The organism is Escherichia sp. TW09308 (assembly GCF_000208565.1).
Taxonomy (GTDB): Bacteria; Pseudomonadota; Gammaproteobacteria; order Enterobacterales; family Enterobacteriaceae; genus Escherichia; species Escherichia marmotae.
On sequence record NZ_AEME01000001.1, the window covers coordinates 4449287 to 4469811 of the forward strand.

19 protein-coding genes, 2 tRNA genes, 2 rRNA genes and 4 pseudogenes are annotated in these 20525 nt (G+C 49.1%); 6 read left to right on the forward strand and 21 right to left on the reverse strand.

Annotated elements, in window-relative coordinates:
* Positions 1–55: 55 nt before the first annotated feature.
* The 17 genes and pseudogenes from ESM_RS0121575 to ESM_RS1000000129465 form a co-directional block, all read right to left on the reverse strand.
* On the reverse strand, positions 56–1018 hold the full coding sequence (locus ESM_RS0121575; protein ID WP_000094292.1) for a phage tail tube protein: 963 nt from the start codon (positions 1016–1018) through the stop codon (positions 56–58).
* 26 nt (positions 1019–1044) lie between these two features.
* On the reverse strand, positions 1045–1437 hold the full coding sequence (locus ESM_RS0121580; RefSeq protein WP_000673077.1) for a phage tail terminator-like protein: 393 nt from the start codon (positions 1435–1437) through the stop codon (positions 1045–1047).
* Positions 1434–1814: a hypothetical protein gene (locus ESM_RS0121585; protein ID WP_001029823.1), complete on the reverse strand. Its 381-nt coding sequence runs from the start codon at positions 1812–1814 to the stop codon at positions 1434–1436. Before ESM_RS0121585 ends, ESM_RS0121580 begins: the two co-directional genes overlap by 4 nt.
* Positions 1815–2198 carry a hypothetical protein gene (locus tag ESM_RS0121590; RefSeq protein ID WP_000524260.1) on the reverse strand — a complete coding sequence of 128 codons (384 nt, stop codon included), beginning with the start codon at positions 2196–2198 and terminating at the stop codon, positions 1815–1817.
* A gap of 3 nt (positions 2199–2201) precedes the next feature.
* Positions 2202–2594, reverse strand: a pseudogene (locus ESM_RS1000000129555) (protein singed); the annotation flags it as partial.
* Between the two features lie 3 nt (positions 2595–2597).
* Complete coding sequence (locus ESM_RS1000000128870) at positions 2598–2774, reverse strand: hypothetical protein (protein WP_000908084.1); 177 nt, start codon at positions 2772–2774, stop codon at positions 2598–2600.
* Between the two features lie 42 nt (positions 2775–2816).
* Positions 2817–3956, reverse strand: a complete 1140-nt coding sequence (locus ESM_RS0121605; RefSeq protein WP_000918487.1) for a P22 phage major capsid protein family protein — start codon at positions 3954–3956, stop codon at positions 2817–2819.
* A gap of 98 nt (positions 3957–4054) precedes the next feature.
* On the reverse strand, positions 4055–4819 hold the full coding sequence (locus ESM_RS0121610) for a DUF6651 domain-containing protein (RefSeq protein ID WP_000770042.1): 765 nt from the start codon (positions 4817–4819) through the stop codon (positions 4055–4057).
* 104 nt (positions 4820–4923) lie between these two features.
* On the reverse strand, positions 4924–6036 hold the full coding sequence (locus ESM_RS0121615; RefSeq protein ID WP_010380825.1) for a phage minor head protein: 1113 nt from the start codon (positions 6034–6036) through the stop codon (positions 4924–4926).
* On the reverse strand, positions 6020–7426 hold the full coding sequence (locus ESM_RS0121620; RefSeq protein ID WP_000763704.1) for a DUF4055 domain-containing protein: 1407 nt from the start codon (positions 7424–7426) through the stop codon (positions 6020–6022). The genes ESM_RS0121615 and ESM_RS0121620 overlap by 17 nt, the downstream gene beginning before the upstream one ends.
* A gap of 2 nt (positions 7427–7428) precedes the next feature.
* Entirely contained in the window at positions 7429–8730 is a 1302-nt protein-coding gene (locus ESM_RS0121625) for a terminase large subunit domain-containing protein (protein WP_000625348.1), read from the reverse strand.
* A complete protein-coding gene (locus ESM_RS0121630) occupies positions 8711–9805 on the reverse strand; it encodes a terminase small subunit (RefSeq protein ID WP_000089447.1) in 1095 nt (364 codons plus the stop codon). Before ESM_RS0121630 ends, ESM_RS0121625 begins: the two co-directional genes overlap by 20 nt.
* Before the next feature lie 3 nt (positions 9806–9808).
* On the reverse strand, positions 9809–10018 hold the full coding sequence (locus ESM_RS0121635; protein ID WP_000126788.1) for a hypothetical protein: 210 nt from the start codon (positions 10016–10018) through the stop codon (positions 9809–9811).
* Positions 9996–10928 (reverse strand): hypothetical protein, encoded by a 933-nt coding sequence (locus ESM_RS0121640; protein WP_001204028.1) that lies wholly within the window; start codon positions 10926–10928, stop codon positions 9996–9998. Before ESM_RS0121640 ends, ESM_RS0121635 begins: the two co-directional genes overlap by 23 nt.
* A 526-nt stretch (positions 10929–11454) precedes the next feature.
* Positions 11455–11712: pseudogene (locus ESM_RS1000000129740) on the reverse strand (ParB/Srx family N-terminal domain-containing protein); the annotation flags it as partial.
* Between the two features lie 137 nt (positions 11713–11849).
* A pseudogene (trkG, locus tag ESM_RS0121650) lies at positions 11850–13306 on the reverse strand (Trk system potassium transporter TrkG).
* A gap of 137 nt (positions 13307–13443) precedes the next feature.
* Complete coding sequence (locus ESM_RS1000000129465; protein WP_000433926.1) at positions 13444–13872, reverse strand: lysis protein; 429 nt, start codon at positions 13870–13872, stop codon at positions 13444–13446.
* A 25-nt stretch (positions 13873–13897) separates the two neighbouring features.
* Here ESM_RS1000000129465 and ESM_RS0121660 point away from each other — a divergent pair, with 25 nt between their 5' ends.
* From ESM_RS0121660 to ESM_RS1000000129270, 4 genes are read left to right on the forward strand one after another with little or no spacing between them, the layout of a single operon-like run.
* A complete protein-coding gene (locus tag ESM_RS0121660) occupies positions 13898–14128 on the forward strand; it encodes a hypothetical protein (RefSeq protein ID WP_000218651.1) in 231 nt (76 codons plus the stop codon).
* A gap of 51 nt (positions 14129–14179) precedes the next feature.
* Positions 14180–15541, forward strand: coding sequence for a DUF3560 domain-containing protein (locus ESM_RS0121665; protein WP_000170703.1), 1362 nt, complete (start codon positions 14180–14182; stop codon positions 15539–15541).
* Between the two features lie 47 nt (positions 15542–15588).
* Positions 15589–16152, forward strand: a complete 564-nt coding sequence (locus tag ESM_RS0121670; protein ID WP_010380838.1) for a methyltransferase — start codon at positions 15589–15591, stop codon at positions 16150–16152.
* A complete protein-coding gene (locus ESM_RS1000000129270; protein WP_237708217.1) occupies positions 16152–16316 on the forward strand; it encodes a hypothetical protein in 165 nt (54 codons plus the stop codon). The genes ESM_RS0121670 and ESM_RS1000000129270 overlap by 1 nt, the downstream gene beginning before the upstream one ends.
* On the opposite strand, the pseudogene ESM_RS1000000129275 reads toward ESM_RS1000000129270, so the two are convergent.
* Positions 16240–16413 (reverse strand): annotated as a pseudogene (locus tag ESM_RS1000000129275) (hypothetical protein); the annotation flags it as partial. The gene ESM_RS1000000129270 and the pseudogene ESM_RS1000000129275 sit on opposite strands and share 77 nt — an antisense overlap.
* A 119-nt stretch (positions 16414–16532) precedes the next feature.
* On the opposite strand from ESM_RS1000000129275, the gene ESM_RS0121680 reads away from it, so the two are divergent.
* Both ESM_RS0121680 and rrf read left to right on the forward strand, forming a co-directional pair.
* Positions 16533–19437: ribosomal RNA gene (locus ESM_RS0121680) — 23S ribosomal RNA — on the forward strand.
* A 94-nt stretch (positions 19438–19531) separates the two neighbouring features.
* Positions 19532–19647: ribosomal RNA gene (rrf, locus tag ESM_RS0121685) — 5S ribosomal RNA — on the forward strand.
* Positions 19648–19744: 97 nt separating this feature from the next.
* On the opposite strand, the gene ESM_RS0121690 is transcribed toward rrf, so the two are convergent.
* The 3 genes from ESM_RS0121690 to csrA form a co-directional block, all read right to left on the reverse strand.
* Positions 19745–19821, reverse strand: a tRNA-Arg gene (locus ESM_RS0121690).
* Between the two features lie 3 nt (positions 19822–19824).
* Positions 19825–19917, reverse strand: a tRNA-Ser gene (locus ESM_RS0121695).
* Positions 19918–20232: 315 nt separating this feature from the next.
* Positions 20233–20418: a carbon storage regulator CsrA gene (csrA, locus tag ESM_RS0121700; protein WP_000906486.1), complete on the reverse strand. Its 186-nt coding sequence runs from the start codon at positions 20416–20418 to the stop codon at positions 20233–20235.
* Positions 20419–20525: the final 107 nt, after the last annotated feature.

A 20525-nucleotide genomic window follows, 5' to 3' on the forward strand; every position in this document is an offset into this window, starting at 1 on the left:
ACCTCATTCAATGCGTCCCCCTGTAGGGCAGTACCACAGGAGGAATAACGGAAAATCAACTAATCGCCTCAGCACTGGCTTTTGCGATCACGGCAGCCGGGGAATTTTTTTTTCTGGTTATCGTAGGTGCTTCATCTGCTGCGGTAATGCTCAATTGAACCTGGATAATGTCGCTATTACCCCCATCAGGCCATTCACCTGACACCTGAACCTTCGGGAAACTGAAAGTGTATGCCCCCTCTCCATTCGAAAGCGTGAAGCTGAACGGAACTGTTTCTCCAGTCAGTGTTTTACTCCAGATTTCCCACGCGGCTTTAGACCATGAAAGCGTCACCGTACCGGACGGTGTAAAAGTAGTCGGAATATTTGCTCCTGCATAAGGCGAGCCAGTCCCGATACAACGCTGTGTCTGGAGTTTGTTATCGAACTGAATATCAAAACTGTCGATACAAAAACCGTTACCTCCGGCAACACCATTCAGGCTTACTGCTGAAACCTCCTTAAACGAATAACGTAGCTTTCCTGCACTATCCACAGGTTCGCCTTTGATAAAATTCGTATCATCGGCCTTTGATTCCCAGTCCAGTCCGGCAAAGGTTACGGTCGCTGTAATATCGCCGTCGTTAGGGATCTGCATTTTCCATGAGCCAACCTGCGCTCCTCTGACGACAGAGGCAATTCCGACATCGGACGCATAGGTCGCCAGAGAAAATGTTATTCGCTCATTCCCCATTGTCAGAGAATCGCCTGACCATTCCGCGCCGAAACAGGATGCAAGAAAATCATCATGTTGACCCCAGCGAAATTTGGTACCAACATCACCGCCGACATCCACAGTGCCAGGCGTCGCCCCCTGAGCCATCCGGGAGCCACCAATCTCATTATTTTCGCCTTTATTCTGGGTGGGTTTTACTCCCCAGCTTGTGCGTTTTAATAAACTCCAGTCACCACTTGCTGGCGTAGTGCCTGCAACCGTCTCCCGGATAAATGCCGAGATAACCTTTGCACCTGAACTCACAGGAGCCTCCTATGTCATTAATTGCGCTAGAGCGCGCGATATGGAATTTGAAGATTAAGCTGGAACCAGCCATTCTTTTCGCCAACGGCTATTGAGGAAACAGCCTGGTAACTGAGACGATCGTCATCCTGAAACTCAAACAGTTCCCGCAATTTATCGGCTGTCTCAGTAATGAGTTTTGAACCAGAACCTGCGGGGACAAATAACTGAATAATGATTATCCCCGTGCGATAAACAACCGGCCCCGCGCCAATTTCATTAACTCCAGCCTGCCCGGGAATATTACTTAACCGCGCCCAGATTAACTTACCGGAAGGATCGAACGTTGGCCCGTTCGGATACAATACATCTTTTCCATCAATAATCGTCTGTGCCGTCATTCTGGAAATAACCGTATTTCTGATTTCAGTAAACTTCATTTGTAAGCCTGTAAAACACCATGAAAAGCGTTGGCATACACGCCAGTTGGCGCTTGTTGTGAATGACCGTTTTCAAGAGCCTCTGCATAAGGAAGGTTATTCTGGATATAAATAACCCCGTAATTTGCAGCTTTCGAAATAACCCCGATCCCACGCTGAACAGCAATCGTACCATTCGGATCCACGTTATCAGATATACCAAAATCGGGATGCTGTAACGACACCAGGTTGTTATTTCTGAAACGTCCGGTATCAACCGGAGCAGCAATATCAATAACAGTAAGAATCTGCATAGCGATGTAGCGAATCTTCAGCCCTACATCTTCCTCAATCATCCCGGCAAATATTGACGGTTCTATATCCCATGCCTTTGCCATTTACGCTCTCCTTAACTGGATAGAGTAAACTGATGCTGAAGGATCTACACTTGCTGTAATTACCTCGTATCGTTGTAACTGCCTTGATACAGGATCATAAATCTCAATAATATGGTCGACAGCTGGTTTATCCGTAACCTCGCATACCAGAGCGGTTAATTTAAGGTCACCATGCAAAATATTAATCCCATCAATTCTGCCCAGCTTATAACGTGTCAACACGCCTCGCCCGGTATAGATTGCGGTGGATTCGCCGCCAGTTTCCGTCACAGGATCCCAGTGCCGGTGCGTAACGTAAGAACCAGAAAAATCACTCACGGCGTCCGCTAAATCCTCATCAAAAGCAGCGGCAACCTCTGACTGAATCTCTTCACGAAGCCCCATTATCCCCCCCCTCACAACCCTGACTTGTGAGCGACTAAGTCCGTACGGTTTCAGCAGTGCTATCGCAAGCTGTAAATCGGGTTCAAGCAATGCAGTGCTGTTTGCTGGCAACTCAGAAAATGATTTCGATACACTGACCCCGTCAGCCGACACGGCTTTACTGATAACAACGCCAGAATCATTTTTCTGCTGAAACAACTTACCGAATGAGGCAATTCTGGCTGCATATGCTCCCGCAAGTTTTACCTCTTCCGGAATACGGGATGGGTTAATTTTCAGGTTGAAGCCATTAAGCCAGGCATTAGCCATTAAAACAGCTTTATTTTTAGCGTTCTCACTCGTCCAGGCGTTCCCAAACGCATTATCAACGTCATCACAGGTCACGTAAGTGATCATGTGTTACTCCTGAGTTTTCCAGCCCATAGCCTTCCAGTTGTCAACTTCATCAGGATGAACATTAGCGATAGTTGGTGCGCCGGGAAACATCTGATAATCGGTCACCATAACCACTAACTCAATTTGCGTTTTTTGTGCGGCTTCACGCTGTGCTCTTTGCTCTTTAGTTAATCCGGCCATATGCCCCCCATTAAAAATGGGGCCGAAGCCCCGTTTGAATGTTTAACCAAGAATCAGACAACCATGTGCCGGCTTCACTGATGAAACACCCCATGCCAGTCCAACTTCATAGCGCACCTGGCGATACTGACGATACAGTGCAATCTGGAACGTAATCCCTGAAATCGGGTCCGTAACATTCATTACATCATCAGCATTATCGCCACCTTCCGGCATTGCCGGAGTACGGGATGCCAGCAGAAACGCGTTGCGATCAAACGCCATATTTGCAGTAAAGGCCCCAACAACTGTGATGGCAGTATCATCGGCCAGATCCTGACGCAGTCCGGGCGCTGCAAGAGTAATCAGATTGCTGGTCGCTGCTGCCACAACATACTGATTCGGATCACCAGCGAACGTAACAATCTGACCTGCAGAAATACTCCCCGAACCAGTATCAATGGAAATAAGAACATCGCCTTCTTTTTTCTCTCCATTCACGAGATAACCAGTTGCAGCAACCTTTGGCGCTCGTTTCACACCTGCCGAACTGTGAATATTGAATCCCTCCAGACGCCCCAACACGCCCTCACGCAGTAGCTGTTCAGTGCCGGATTCATTCACTTTAAACAATACAGACTGTTTTCCGCGCAAATTAGCAATGGCAGTGGAGCCAAGCACCATCTGCAGATCGGTTGTCGGTGCGCCGTTATCCTCCAGAACCTGACGAGCCAGAGCAGCATCAGAAAGATCATCTTTAACACCAAACGGCGTTGTCCCTGCGGTTCCCACGGCGCGGGAAGCACCGAAATACAACGCACCAAGATCAGCCTCAACCTCGTTTGCAAGGGCGCGAAAAGCCTGCTTGAACTGATCAGCCAGAATGGTGTTGTAAGTCCCTGAAGGGCCAAGAGCCAGTTGTTCTTCACCATTCCATTTAACCGGTGCCATTTTGGATTTAGTAATTTTTACATCAACAGTGCCAATATTTTGATCACCGGTATTCGGAGCTGACGGCCCCGGTACGATATCTTCGGTTTTCGCCTCAGGCGCAACTGGCGCGGTTACCGTCTGATCTTTTGCTGCGGCGTCAGCTTTTGCGTTTTTTGCTACCGCAGGGATAAAACCTACCTGCTCACGGGATACAACATCCAGGGCGGTATAAATAGTCGGGATCAACCCGGTCAGGGTATTTCCAGCCATAATTAAATATTCCTTAAAAATTTGCGTAATTGTGAATAGATGGAGTAATGAGCTATCCAGCCCTGACACCAGCTCCCATCCGGAAGCTGACAAATGTGTTAATCAACGATTGTGATACCGTCTTTCAATGCGTTTTGCTTACCTGCAACATCCAGTGCATCAAAAGCAGAGCGTTTCATCGTTTTCTGACCAATATCATGCTGTGTCGGACGGGAGCCGCCGCCATTGTTGCCACTGGCTTTCAGGATGTAGTCTTTCTGAGGGTAATTTTCGACAAGGAACTCCAGCGCCTCATCAAACTGCGCCAGTTCGCCAGGCTTCGCGCGGGAATAAATTTTGTTGCCGGAAGCGTCATAAGCAACGATCCTCCCTTCTTCCACTTTGAATGCCTGCCCGAAGCGGGCTTGTAATAAATCTGCCGGGATCGCAATTTTATCGGCAATATATTTTGAACCCGCAAAACTACCGCCAATCATAGAATCGTAAAGCTGCTTCTCCAGCATCTGAGAGCGTTGCTTTTCTTCATCTAATTGCTGCTGAAAATTTTTCGTAATTTCTGCCTTAACCTGGTCAACCTGTCCCGCATCGAGCAGCTTTTTCTGGTCGATTTTTGACAGCATTTCCAGTGCCTCGATCGCCTTCTTCGGGTCTTCGATAGCGGCAAACTTAGCCAGTTTTTCCTCTGCAGCTTCTTTAGCCAGGCGATGATTTTTTGCCTCGCCATTAAGCTCTGTAATTTTTTTTGTCGCCAGCGGTGCATCGAAGCCAATTTCTTTACCATCGTCGTGCACATAAACTGGCAGGCCAGCAGTATCAATTTCTGCGTATTGTTTTCCGTTAATCTCGACCGTTTTCAGTTTCATATTAGTACCTGGTTTAAGTCTTCCGACAGTTACGCTGCTCACCATCCGGATCGCAGCAATAAAAAAGGCCACCCGAAGGTAGCCTGTTGTAATAAATGATTTATTTAAATCCCTGCTTTTCTGAATACCTGTGCATCACGCTCACGGAGCTGCTTCAGCGTCAGCCATTCGCCTTTATCGGTGTAAAATTCATCTGGCGACATACCACCATCCCGAATCAGCTTTGCTCGGGTTTCCCCCACAATCTGTTTTTGTCTGGTGTAAGGCTGACGCAAAAACCATTCCCTGTAGGTTGTATCTCCGGCCACCACGCCATCCATGCTGGCCCGCTCAGCCGGGGAAATATCGCGAACATCAATACCCAGTTCCTTCGCTGATTTCAGAATGAACGTTTCCGTTGAGCGGCAGCAGAAATGAATTTTTCCCGGCCCCTGCAAATAAGGCACGCTGTGATCTACAGGTTTATTATTCAGCGTATATTTGAGGCGATCCCTGATTCGACATTGTGGCGTAGTACGATTATCAAGCGTTGATAACCATTGCTTACCCTTAATCAAATCATTATTCGCGCTGGCAAAACTCTCACGGGCAGTAGCAGCAAGATGTCCAACCGCTGTTTTTGCAATGCTGGCCGCATTAGCCCGGCTCATCTGCAATGCACCATCCTGAAATCCCTTACTGACATGTCCCCGAATTTTTCTTGCGATCTGCTCATTGGTATCCCCCAGCAAAAAACCCTGACGCACTGTATTTGTTATGCGTCTGAGCCGATCCGCCTCAAGATCTGAGGCCCACTCACTGAGCAGTCGTCCCTGGAATGGTCGCGCCATTGCAGCGGCATAAAGTGCATCAGGAGAGATACCAACCAGAGGGTGAACATCAGCAACAAAATCAGGTAGCATAGAATCAAACAGACTTAACTGATAACCAGCCTCATAAATTGCCAGCTCGTTCAGCTCTCCGGAGAGACTGGTAAACATGCTGTTAATAGCAGTGCGGTTAACCTTTCTGACGCTCGCCAGAAGTGACTCCAGGCGCTTAACGGTAAAATTACCTGGATCGAGGCTGTCCAGTGCTATCAGCAGGCGAGCAGTAAGTTCCGCATCGCTGTCATTCAGTATTTTCACCATTCTGGCAGCCACGCCAGTGCTATAGCGGGATATCCAGACTGCATGAGCAATTGATTCATCACGCAGCCGTTCATTCACGGTTTGCATCATTGATTTCCATCAGCATTACACTCTGATTTTTTAATTCATCGATCACTTCCTCTGGACGGGAATCCTGATCGATAAATTTCAACGCCTGCAACACCCGAACCGCATCAATCTGACGTATATCACCGCCCTGACGCAATGACTGAACAGCCAGCGCGGAGGATGAGTCAAACACCTGGGCAGATACATCCAGTTCAGTGCGCACATCCACATTGCCACCGCAACTCTCTCCGATCCATTCCGCCATTATCTGGAGAATATTATCGAGGGCATCTTCGAGGGAGTTCGCCATTGTATAAAGCGGCGAGTTTTCCTGCATTCGCTCTTCATTAGTCTGATCAACAGATTTGGTGGATGTATTTTCAGCACGCAGAAGTTTAGCGCCGGCATGACGCATCTGATTTTCCAGCTTCTCAAGTGATGTTTCGCCAGATTCTATCGCTGCGCCACTATGTTCAACATATTCGAGGCCATTTTTTGTTCTGTCCTCAAAAATCGTAGCGGTGGATGCACCAACCGTCAGTTCTTCATTCCTGTCCAGCCCGTAGGCCACCAGCAATGGAACGCGGGTAACATGAAGAATATTGTCCTGCTCGCTCTGGCTTTGCCAGTGCTTGATATTCAGCAAGCCAAGATTAAGCAATGGCGGTGTACCACGCATAAATCCTGTTTTCTTCGTGTACAGTGTTACCAGAGGAATATCATCACGGCTGGTATTCCATGACTCATGAAGCGTCCAGACAGATTCGCCATTAGTGCCTTCGCTACGTCGATAAATTTCAACTCGACGGGGCATAATATGGCGGATCTGCTCCACCTTCTTCTGCCCGAAATCATCACCATCAATAATGATGACCTCTTTTATACGCAAATCAGTGAGAACAACTTTCCCTTTTTCAACTTTCGATTTCCATCCAATAACCTGGCGTGGATTCAGCATCGTAACGTACGGACGACCACCGGTCGCGTTTTCATCGGCTTTTGTCCGAATCTCTTTCATATCCGTTCGTGGATAGTCCACCAGCGCATGTGCCACACCATACTGAAATGCGAGGCTGAAAAATTGCTGCGCCCACACATCCAGTCGGCTCCCCTCCATGTCGATATTTTCTGCATATTCCCTGATTTTTGCCGGCGTTTCCTCACTCAATACTGTCGGCTCTGCAAATATGCGCCCAATATTTTGCTTGATGCTTTCTTCATACACAGGAAGTAGCGTAGCCACAGACAGGCGTTTTTTATAAGCGTCTTCATCTTCGTTAGGCCATTTTGGGAGATAATTTTCCCCCTGCCTGCGCATTTCAAGCGTACCGCCCATCAGTGCGTCGTTAATATCCCACGCCTCCAGCATATCGTTATAGTCGAGGTTGGGTGTTGATATATCAGCCATAATTAAATCCGAAGTGATGTGACTCTTCCGGTCGGTTTGACAATAGGGAATTGCTTAACGATGAAATAACCTCCGGCATCATTCGGGTGATCATTGCCAGATTTTTTATCAGGCTCCCCCTTCTCATCCCAGACCTGTTGCTCCAGAGATTCGGCATATAACGGGCAACGCTTCACATTAACTTTATAGCGACGCTCACCATTGGCATTGCAGAACATTGCATTCATTGAGTTAACGCGATCTTTTACTGGCGGGTTCGAGCTGTTCACCACAACGTTAAAACCAGCCTGCTTAAGCTGGGCTATATCCGTCGTACTTGCGTTACTTGATTTTCTGGAATCCCCGGAAGCATCTGGATAAATATAAATTTCCCTCACTTTCCGGTAATCATTCCCATCATACAGCCAGAAGCGTTCTTTAATGATGCGGATCATATCCGGCGTATCGTAGGCATTGATGATTTCAGTTACCGCACATGGAAGCCCCAAACGCAGCACATGGACGATTCCCGCCATCTTTCCAACGTTAAAATCCATCCCAATATAAATCGGCTCCCCTGGCTGCTCCACTTCTTCGCAATTATTCAGTTTCCGGTCAAACTGATGGTAAACAGTACCACTTGTCAGGTTAGTAAACTGTCCTCGAAGATAGGCTTTAATCAGCTCTGGAGGGTATGATTCAAGAAGCGAAGGAATGTAATCTGCTGGCAGGTTCTTTTCATTATCGAAAGTAGATGCCTGCACCAGACCATACAGTGAGGCCAGCTCTGTTTTTTCACGCACGGCTTTAACAAACTGCTCGTAGACAAATTTGAATCCTTCCGGCGTGGTTGTAACGTCAATACCGTTGCGAAGTCCATCAATCTTATAACGCATACGTGCAATTATCTTGCGCCACGCCGTTCTGGCTTTTTCCTTCGGCAAAATGTCCAGTTCATCCACCAACGCATTACCAATTTTGAAACCGACGATCGTTTGTGGCTTCTCCATCGATCTGCAGATAGTGGTTCCCCGATACTGGCGTCCGTAATAAAAGTGAACCTCTTTATTTCCCTCATTAATTTTTACGTTCAATCCCCAGTCAGCAGCAACTTCTTCCACTGTAGGGTAAAAAATATCGCGAATTTGGGGATACGTTGGCGCAAAATATCCCTGATTTATACCTGGATGCTCCCAAATCCCCTTGCATATGCCGCCACACCCAACCCATGTTTTGCCCGAGCCAAAACCAGCAATATAGGCTTTAAATTTATGGGGCATTGAAAGAAATCGCGCCTGAGGCACATTAAGCGTCGGAGAGATCATCTTCATCACTCCTTACTCTGGCATCAACCACATTAATATTGATCGCCACAGGCTGGGGATGTTCATTATCTTCCACCGTTTCGATCTCTTTGCGCAGCTTCTGGTTTTCCATTCTGCGCCGTTCAATTTCCAGTTCCTGTAGCCGTTTATCTGCACATAAAGCCCCGCCAGCAGAAAACAAACGCAACAATTCACGCCGGGCGGCAGCCTTATCCTCCAGCAGGATCTCAACGCCGAATTTTCCGAATTTTGCCCCTGCATATAATTGCCGCGCATCCCCATCAAGCAGAGTGGTATCAGCCATATAAAGCTGTCCCGTTCCCTCACCGCAGCACTTCGGGCAGTCCGGATTGGGTATGGCGTTATCAACAAAGCCGAGGCCTCCATATTCCGGTTCGGGTTTGCCATCTCTGGAAGCCTGCGCCGCTGCCTTGTCGAATTCTGCTATATCGCGCCACTGGTAGAGATGATTCTCGCCCCAGCAATAACGGCAGTTAACACGGCGAAATTGTGCAAGCTGATTGGGGTCGGCCAGGACAATAGCCATCAACTGACTCACTAGTAAATCCAGGTCTGCGGTATAGCGTTTCTGGTACTGATTGCGGAAGTAGCTGATAGCGCGAAAAACCCTGGCATTTCTAAGCATACGACTGGCGTTGCTGTTAGCTGTCGCACCTTGCCCCTCATAACCGGCTAGTCGGTACGCCTCTGTCGGCTTTTTACCCTGAGCAACAAGCATCGCAAACTTAGCCTGCTGGTCAGAAATGCCGAATTCATCGGGACAGAACGAAAATTCCTCCGCGTCGCCCTCATTCAGGCCCGCATCGAATACTGGCTTTTTTTCCTGAGATTTTTCGTTCCGCTTTTGTGCAGTCTGCGCAGATTTTTTCTGCGCACTTTTTTGCGCAGTTTTGCACATTTCTGTCTGCGCATTTTTCGGAGTTTTTTTGATGTAACGACGGGCTGTTGCGTAATTCAGTCCCCTTGCTTCACACCATGCCACCGGAGATATACCGGAGCGGGTGTATTCAGCAATATACTCCTGCTGCAACGCCCCCCAGTCCGGTCTGCTCATCAGTTAGTCCTGATTTTTATCCACCCTGAGTAGTTCGCGCAGAGCAAAGGCATCCCCTTTTCTGGCAAGCTTAAACAATGCCGCTCGTAACTCGGCTTCACCTTTCGCTCTGCCCTTACGGATGGCCGCATAAAAATCTGTCATTGCTTCCCGATTTTCTTTCAGTCGGTTCAGATCAACATCCAGAACGTCAGCGATTTGTTGTGCAGTCATCCGGCACGCTGCCAGAGACTCGACTTTCGAATACGGAATCATTTGTCACCCCCATTGATATGCAGGGTGTCTTCTTCCTGTATTTTTCGTGAAGGATTTTTACTGCAGCGTTGTTCCAGGTGACCTGATGGTGAATGCGTTTATGGCTGGCACCCATCAGTGAGATTTTTACGCACGACGGCGCATACATGACGGAGTAAAAACTTTTAACGTAGGTTCCGGAATCCAGATACAGCTCGGTCATTCCGCCGCTGTTTTTCTGCGTCTGTTTCTGCCCTAACTGGACAGCACCGATCGTCATAAACAATTCACCACAGCGACCGAGATTCGTGTACGTATTCACATCCTCGTTAATGCGCCCCATGAATGAGAACGGTCGATCAACCGAACAGATAAAGCTGTTCATTGCCTTGCGTTTCACCCACGAAGCATGGCCGCCATTGTCACCAAGAAAATCCCCGCCCTGCGACATAGCGATGGAAAGAGCAGGTATTGATTCGTAGTACGCCAGCATTTCAGAAAGGATCGCATCCAGTTTCCTTATCGGAAAATAGGCCTGGTCATAGTTGCGATCCACCCGAAACTGGAACTCGTGATAATCATCATCGAGCTGAATGAAGTATTTACACCCGACCAGTTTTGCCAGGTCGAAACAGGCATTACGGGCGTAAAAAATTGAGCGGCGGTCACAGAAATTATCGGCTTCGTCAAAACGACTGGCGATATCGGCTTTGGAAAACACCAGCACCTGTTCACCAAATTCAGCCATGTACTGATGCCGTGTCTTATCTTCATCATCAACAACGATAAAAATTTTCCCGGTATAGCCAGCACGACGCAACGTCCGGTAAGTCAGAACTTTGTCCGGTCGCCCGTGAGTCAGAATAAAGGCGCAAAAATCATCACGCATATTCCTCCTCCTCACCACCATGCATGATCTCCACCATGCGCTGCGTCATCCGGACAAATCCATTTTCAATAGCCTGCTGATAATCAATGATCACCAGCGCCGACTCCTCGAAAAAACACTGAATTTCAGAGGGGGCGTGAGCGTAATAGTCCGCAATTCTGCTGAAATTAAACACCGTGTGACGTTCTGCCGCACACAGGAGGAATTTCTCAATATCAGGCTCAAGGGACGCCGAACGTATCCGGCTGATCAGCTCCTGAGTTTTCGTATCGTCGTACAGTTCACTGATATCCGGTTTACCGCCCGACGGCTCATAAACAGGCGTATCAATTTTCGTCGTATACGGCTCCTCCTCATTTCCTGTACCGGGCAAAACATCCGTCAACAGTTCATCAATTTCTGTCGGGATGAAGCCTGTCAGGGAGACATCAAAATCAGCATTGATTAGGTCCGACAGCTCCATCCGCAACAGATCTTCATCCCAGCCAGCATTCATCGGCAGGCGATTATCTGCCAGGCGGTACGCCTTTTTCTGCTCATCCGTCAGGCCAGACAGAACAATGACCGGAACAGAATCCATTTTGAGCATTTCAGCCGCCATAACACGACCGTGACCCGCAATAATTTCGCCCTTTTCGTCAATCAGCACCGGATTAGTCCAGCCGAATTGCTTAATACTTTCTACCAGTTGTGCCACCTGCTCAGTACTGTGCGTCCTGGCGTTGTGCGCATACGGTGACAATTCTTGTAATGGGCGATAGACTATCTTTAATTTCTCGCTCATACAGCCTTGCTTTATGAATAAAACGCACCCCAGCAGCCAGTGCTACTGGGGACGGAGGTGTTGCTGGTAAAGTTAGGTATTGGATCAATGAGTGAGTCAACATAATATTAAACTCACAATTATAAATCAGCCATATATTAGGAGCGCCAAAAAAAACCTGAAAACAATATAATAACAGGATAAATTTCAAGGCGACCAAGAATCATAGCTATGCACATTAAACATTTTGCAATGTCATTAAGTACTCCGAATGACGATGCAGTAGCCCCAAAACCTAATCCCATATTATTAATACATGCAGCCACTGTTGCAAATGATGTAAGAAAATCATATCCCATACCATTTAACACCAGTATAAAAAACACCGTAAAGAGAGTATAAAGAAAAAAGAAACTCCATACAGACCTCATTACACGATCTGTAACTATCTTCCCTCCTACATTTACACTCAACAACGCTCTGGGATGAGAAAGCTGATTTATCTCGTGTTTGCTTTGTTTGAAAAGTATAAGAAATCGAAGTGACTTAATTCCACCACAAGTTGAACCTATACATCCCCCAAAGAAACTTGACAACAGCAAAAATACTATCGTGTGCGTGGGCCAACTTGCATAATCCTGCGTAGCTAAACCATTATCAGTGAGCATGGAGCTGGCAAGAAAAAACGAATGAATAAAACTTCCATGCAAGTCATACATACCTATATGCCAGACCTGGAAAGAGGTAACAATGATCACCCCTAAGGCTATTAACAGAAAGAAACGAAGTTCAATATCTCTGATTAAAGGTTTTATCGTTTTCCTGCTAATAACAATATACCAAAGAGTGAAGTTGAAAGCCGATAGCAGGGAAAAAGAACCAGCCACCAGCTCAACCAAATAGTTATTAAAATATCCGATACTCTCGCTATGAGTTGAGAAACCACCAAGCGAAACTGTGGAAATCCCGTGACAAATAGCATCAAACAAAGGCATTCCTGCAAGTCTATAACAGACAATACAAGCAATACCTAATAAAGAATAAGTTATCCACAGTGTCCGTGACGTATCGGCCAGGCGGGGAGTGAGTTTGTCATCCTTAAATGGCCCCGGCATTTCTGACTGATAAAGCTTTGCACCACCAATACCCAATAATGGCAATACAGCAACCGCCAGAACAATAACTCCTAAACCACCTATAAAATTTAACTGTGACCGATAGTACAAATATGCCCGAGGTAATGAACTAACATCATCAATTACAGTTGCTCCTGTTGTTGTTATTCCAGAAACCCCTTCAAACAGAGCATCAATGAACGTTAAATTAAGTTCTGAGTCAATCCATAAAGGGAATGCACTAATAACAGAAAACAAAATCCAAAACATTACAATTATAATAAACCCATCACGGGTACGTAATTGAATGCCAGATTTCTTAGTTGTATACCACGCTCCGCCACCAATGCAAAAAAAATAACGAAAGTTATAAAGAAAACGAACAGGCTTTTTTCTTTATAAAACAATGCTACAACCATTGGTGGCAACATTGAAAGACTATAGAGCCAAACCAGGAACCCACACATATGAGTAACAACTCTTACATGAGATGTATTCATATCTAAATATTCTTTCAATTATAACCACCTTGCTGCAATATTATGATTATACTGTATAAAATTTAACTCCTCTTAGATCTTACTTCACTGTTCCTTATGAAACAATCATCAAAATGAATCATATTGTAGTTAAGATTTTACTTTAAACACTGCTCGGTTATGTATTGCTGAGCACCTTCAAGTTGGGCCTGCATCATTACCAGTCGTTCCCGGAGGGTGAAATAATCCCGTTCAGCGGTGTCTGCCAGTCGGGGGGAGGCTGCATTATCCACGCCGGAGGCGGTGGTGGCTTCACGCACTGACTGACAGACTGCTTTGATGTGCAACCGACGACGACCAGCGGCAACATCATCACGCAGAGCATCATTTTCAGCTTTCGCATCAGCTAACTCCTTCGTGTATTTTGCATCGAGCGCAGCAACATCACGCTGACGCATCTGCATGTCAGTAATTGCCGCGTTCGCCAGCTTCAGTTCTCTGGCATTTTTGTCGCGCTGTTCTTTGTAGGCGATGGCGTTATCACGGTAATGATTAACACCCCATGACAGGCAGACGACCGGTTCCATTCAACAGTCATAAGGAGTTTCATTTATGACAGTCAGTATTGTTTCACCTTCCGCAGCGACTGTAAAGCCCCGCCGTCATCCCCGTTTCAGACGCGAAGACATCCCCGCGCCGGAAATTGACCCCGTACTGAAAGCCTTCGGGCGACACATAGCCCGGAGTTTTCACCGGGGGCGTGGTGTACACATCCCCGCCATGAAAAACACGGCCTTCGGGCAGGTGCTCCGCACACTCGAACTGAAACGCGCTTTTAACTGATGAGGTGAGCCGCCCCGCGAGGGGCGGCAACAGACGGAAGGAGAACATTTTATGACATTAGCAGCAATCACCATGACCGCCCCGGAAGCCGCCAGTCCTGTGCAGATGTACCGCGCGACCTACTCACCGGATGATAACAAACTGCGCCTGTATGCCGCGTCACGTCTTGACCAGGAAACGTATAAAAAAGTGCATGATGCCGGTTTCCGCTGGGCACCCAAACAGGCGCTGTTTGTCGCGCCGGCCTGGACACCGGGCCGGGAAGACGTGCTCCTCTCACTTGCCGGAGAGATTGAGGATGAAGACAGCACGCTCGCTGAACGTCAGGAAGCACGGGCGGAGCGGTTTACCGGATACAGCGGAAAGCGGGCCAGTGAATCCGCACAGGCACTTGATGAAGTGGAAAGACTGGCCGCGATGATCCCGCCCGGTCAACCCATTCTTGTGGGGCATCACAGCGAACGCCGCGCCCGTCGTGATGCGCAGCGTATTGAAAACGGCATGAAACGTGCCGTGATGCTCTTTGAACGTGCGGAATACTGGGAAGAACGCGCGCGGTCGGCACTGCTTCACGCGAAGTATAAAGAACGTCCGGACGTTCGCTGGCGTCGTATCAAAAAAATCGAAGCTGATTTGCGCAAGGCTGAAAAGACCATCGCACAGTCGCAGAAATATCTGACGATGTGGCGGGCTGAATCGCTGGATCTGAATATGGCAAAACTCATCAGCAGTCATGACCATATCAGCGCCTGTTTCCCGCTGGATACGTATCCGCGCCCGGCAGAAAAAAGCCAGTATGAAGGAAGTCGATCGTTATGGTCGGCCCTGGATGATGACATCATCACCACGGAGCAGGCCCGCGAAATTGCGATCCGCTGTCATGAACGGCAGATCCAGCGTCAGCAACGCTGGGTTAACCACTATCAGAACCGCCTGATCTATGAGCGTGCCATGCTGGACGAAAGCGGCGGCGTGGTTACCCGGACACAGGATTTTGAGCCGGGCGGACAGGTTTTCAGCCGGGGCGAGTGGCTGACCATCATCCGTGTGAACAAAAGCAACGGGGCGGTGAGTTCAGTCACAACGCCAAATTACAGTTTTCTCGGGTACAGCGGCACGATGAAAGTGACGCCCGATCGCATCACGGACTACAAAGCACCATCGGCAGAAGAGGCTGCCGTCGCCAGTCAGGCCGCGAAGCGTCCGCCGGTAGTCAACTATCCGGGGGAAGGTTTCCGGGAAATGACAAAGGCACAGTGGGCCGCCCTGCCCCGGGACTGTAAGGCCGTGCGCAGTGTGGCAGAAGCAGAAGACCACGGGGCATACCGCTACCGCCGCACAATGGACAATAATTTCCGCCTGGTGAATGTGTATATCACCGACATGAAAATCACGGAAATCCCACAGAAATAAGGTATATCCCCCCGGGAAAATCCCCGGGGGATGACGGAGATAATGACATGCACAGTCAGTTAAGAGAACGTATCCGGCTGATGCGCGCAAGGCTGGATAACGCCGCGCCGGTTGCTGAAATCCGGGCTGAATCTCAGCTTTTTGTGACTCCTGCCCCGGTCTGTGATCGCCTGGTGACGCTGGCGGAGATCAGCAACCGTGATCACATTCTGGAACCCTCTGCCGGCACCGGGGCCATACTGCGGGCGATTCGGGATACCGCACCGGGGGCCATGTGTGATGCGGTGGAGATTAACAGCGGGCTGGTCCGGTATCTGCGGGACAATTTTAACGGTGTCAGGGTACAGTGTTGCGACTTCATGGAATGGCAGCCGGTGCAGTATTACAGCCGGATTATCATGAATCCGCCGTTCAGTCACGGGCAGGATATCCGGCATATCCTGCGGGCTTTTTCCCTGTTGCGTCCGGGGGGCGTGCTGGTTGCCGTCTGTCTGAACGGGCCGCGCCAGCAGGAGAAGCTGTTACCGTTTTCTGACGTCCGCGAGGAGCTGCCACGCGGCACGTTTGCTTATACCAGTGTTCCGACGATGATTATTCGTCTGCGTGCCTGATGACGCCGGGCAGGCGGGAGGATAAATGCCCGTCTGCCCGCGCCGGGAAAAACCGCGCGCCGGTGGCGCTGAAAGGGGCCGCGCTGACGCGCCGCCCCTTCCATTACGCGGATATTCTGATGGGGACTTCTGTCTTTTCAGACCTGTCATTTGTCTGTTACTGATGATGTTGTTGTTCCTGCTACTGCTACTGTTCTTCTTTTTTCTGATGCTCTCATTACTGTTTGTTTTGTTGTTCTCCTGCTTATGCCTTTTCCGGGCGCTCTTTAAAAATCTGGATCAAGCTGAAAATTGAAACACTGAACAACGAAAGTTGTTCGTGAGTCTCTCAAATTTTCGCAACACGATGATGGTTCGTAAGAAACATCTTCGGGTTGTGAGGTTAAGCGACTAAGCGTACACGGTGGATGCCCTGGCAGTCAGAGGCGATGAAGGACGTGCTAATCTGCGATAAGCGTCGGTAAGGTGATATGAACCGTTATAACCGGCGATTTCCGAATGGGGAAACCCAGTGTGATTCGTCACACTATCATTAACTGAATCCATAGGTTAATGAGGCGAACCGGGGGAACTGAAACATCTAAGTACCCCGAGGAAAAGAAATCAACCGAGATTCCCCCAGTAGCGGCGAGCGAACGGGGAGGAGCCCAGAGCCTGAATCAGTATGTGTGTTAGTGGAAGCGTCTGGAAAGGCGTGCGATACAGGGTGACAGCCCCGTACACAAAAATGCACATGCTGTGAGCTCGATGAGTAGGGCGGGACACGTGGTATCCTGTCTGAATATGGGGGGACCATCCTCCAAGGCTAAATACTCCTGACTGACCGATAGTGAACCAGTACCGTGAGGGAAAGGCGAAAAGAACCCCGGCGAGGGGAGTGAAAAAGAACCTGAAACCGTGTACGTACAAGCAGTGGGAGCCTCTTTAATGGGGTGACTGCGTACCTTTTGTATAATGGGTCAGCGACTTATATTCTGTAGCAAGGTTAACCGAATAGGGGAGCCGAAGGGAAACCGAGTCTTAACTGGGCGTTAAGTTGCAGGGTATAGACCCGAAACCCGGTGATCTAGCCATGGGCAGGTTGAAGGTTGGGTAACACTAACTGGAGGACCGAACCGACTAATGTTGAAAAATTAGCGGATGACTTGTGGCTGGGGGTGAAAGGCCAATCAAACCGGGAGATAGCTGGTTCTCCCCGAAAGCTATTTAGGTAGCGCCTCGTGAATTCATCTCCGGGGGTAGAGCACTGTTTCGGCAAGGGGGTCATCCCGACTTACCAACCCGATGCAAACTGCGAATACCGGAGAATGTTATCACGGGAGACACACGGCGGGTGCTAACGTCCGTCGTGAAGAGGGAAACAACCCAGACCGCCAGCTAAGGTCCCAAAGTCATGGTTAAGTGGGAAACGATGTGGGAAGGCCCAGACAGCCAGGATGTTGGCTTAGAAGCAGCCATCATTTAAAGAAAGCGTAATAGCTCACTGGTCGAGTCGGCCTGCGCGGAAGATGTAACGGGGCTAAACCATGCACCGAAGCTGCGGCAGCGACGCTTATGCGTTGTTGGGTAGGGGAGCGTTCTGTAAGCCGTTGAAGGTGGCCTGTGAGGGTTGCTGGAGGTATCAGAAGTGCGAATGCTGACATAAGTAACGATAAAGCGGGTGAAAAGCCCGCTCGCCGGAAGACCAAGGGTTCCTGTCCAACGTTAATCGGGGCAGGGTGAGTCGACCCCTAAGGCGAGGCCGAAAGGCGTAGTCGATGGGAAACAGGTTAATATTCCTGTACTTGGTGTTACTGCGAAGGGGGGACGGAGAAGGCTATGTTGGCCGGGCGACGGTTGTCCCGGTTTAAGCGTGTAGGCTGATTTTCCAGGCAAATCCGGAGAATCAAGGCTGAGGCGTGATGACGAGGCACTACGGTGCTGAAGCAACAAATGCCCTGCTTCCAGGAAAAGCCTCTAAGCATCAGGTAACATCAAATCGTACCCCAAACCGACACAGGTGGTCAGGTAGAGAATACCAAGGCGCTTGAGAGAACTCGGGTGAAGGAACTAGGCAAAATGGTGCCGTAACTTCGGGAGAAGGCACGCTGATGGTAGGTGAAGCGACTTGCTCGTGGAGCTGAAATCAGTCGAAGATACCAGCTGGCTGCAACTGTTTATTAAAAACACAGCACTGTGCAAACACGAAAGTGGACGTATACGGTGTGACGCCTGCCCGGTGCCGGAAGGTTAATTGATGGGGTCAGCCGCAAGGCGAAGCTCTTGATCGAAGCCCCGGTAAACGGCGGCCGTAACTATAACGGTCCTAAGGTAGCGAAATTCCTTGTCGGGTAAGTTCCGACCTGCACGAATGGCGTAATGATGGCCAGGCTGTCTCCACCCGAGACTCAGTGAAATTGAACTCGCTGTGAAGATGCAGTGTACCCGCGGCAAGACGGAAAGACCCCGTGAACCTTTACTATAGCTTGACACTGAACATTGAGCCTTGATGTGTAGGATAGGTGGGAGGCTTTGAAGTGTGGACGCCAGTCTGCATGGAGCCGACCTTGAAATACCACCCTTTAATGTTTGATGTTCTAACGTGGACCCGTGATCCGGGTTGCGGACAGTGTCTGGTGGGTAGTTTGACTGGGGCGGTCTCCTCCTAAAGAGTAACGGAGGAGCACGAAGGTTGGCTAATCCTGGTCGGACATCAGGAGGTTAGTGCAATGGCATAAGCCAGCTTGACTGCGAGCGTGACGGCGCGAGCAGGTGCGAAAGCAGGTCATAGTGATCCGGTGGTTCTGAATGGAAGGGCCATCGCTCAACGGATAAAAGGTACTCCGGGGATAACAGGCTGATACCGCCCAAGAGTTCATATCGACGGCGGTGTTTGGCACCTCGATGTCGGCTCATCACATCCTGGGGCTGAAGTAGGTCCCAAGGGTATGGCTGTTCGCCATTTAAAGTGGTACGCGAGCTGGGTTTAGAACGTCGTGAGACAGTTCGGTCCCTATCTGCCGTGGGCGCTGGAGAACTGAGGGGGGCTGCTCCTAGTACGAGAGGACCGGAGTGGACGCATCACTGGTGTTCGGGTTGTCATGCCAATGGCACTGCCCGGTAGCTAAATGCGGAAGAGATAAGTGCTGAAAGCATCTAAGCACGAAACTTGCCCCGAGATGAGTTCTCCCTGAGACTTTAAGTCTCCTGAAGGAACGTTGAAGACGACGACGTTGATAGGCCGGGTGTGTAAGCGCAGCGATGCGTTGAGCTAACCGGTACTAATGAACCGTGAGGCTTAACCTTACAACGCCGAAGATGTTTTGGCGGATGAGAGAAGATTTTCAGCCTGATACAGATTAGATTAACCGGCGATAAGCGGGTTAATAAACAGAATTTGCCTGGCGGAGATAGCGCGGTGGTCCCACCTGACCCCATGCCGAACTCAGAAGTGAAACGCCGTAGCGCCGATGGTAGTGTGGGGTCTCCCCATGCGAGAGTAGGGAACTGCCAGGCATCAAATTTCTTGCTAAAGCAACGTTATCCTCCCTGGTGCCTGCGGTTAGTACCGCCACCTCTTCGATACCTTCATCGCTGAAGGTTACGGAGAATATGGTGCATCCGGGAGGATTCGAACCTCCGACCGCTCGGTTCGTAGCCGAGTACTCTATCCAGCTGAGCTACGGATGCAAATGGCGGTGAGGCGGGGATTCGAACCCCGGATGCAGCTTTTGACCGCATACTCCCTTAGCAGGGGAGCGCCTTCAGCCTCTCGGCCACCTCACCACACGCCTCTTACGAGTGCTTCGAAGAACTTGTTTATCGCTCATCGTCGCTGCGTGGCGCACATATTACTTTCTGAGACTTATAAGTCAAACAATTTTTCCCACACTTTTATCGTTTGCACACTTCACGCTCAATTAGTCTGTAAAAACGCCAAAAAGAGTGTTTTATCAACAGAAAAACGGGCATCTGAAAGGTAGCGGTAATACAGAAAAAGGGAGACTAAAGATGAATGAACGGGTGTAACGCGAAAAGAAAATGAAGTGAAGGAGAAATTTTGAGGGTGCGTCTCACCGTTAAAGATGAGACGCGGAAAGATTAGTAACTGGACTGCTGGGATTTTTCAGCCTGGATACGCTGGTAGATCTCTTCACGGTGAACAGAAACTTCCTTCGGGGCATTTACGCCAATACGTACCTGGTTGCCCTTTACCCCTAAAACTGTCACGGTGACCTCATCCCCAATCATGAGGGTCTCACCAACTCGACGAGTCAGAATCAGCATTCTTTGCTCCTTGAAAGATTAAAAGAGTCGGGTCTCTCTGTATCCCGGCATTATCCATCATATAACGCCAAAAAGTAAGCAATGACAAACACATTACATGTAAGCAG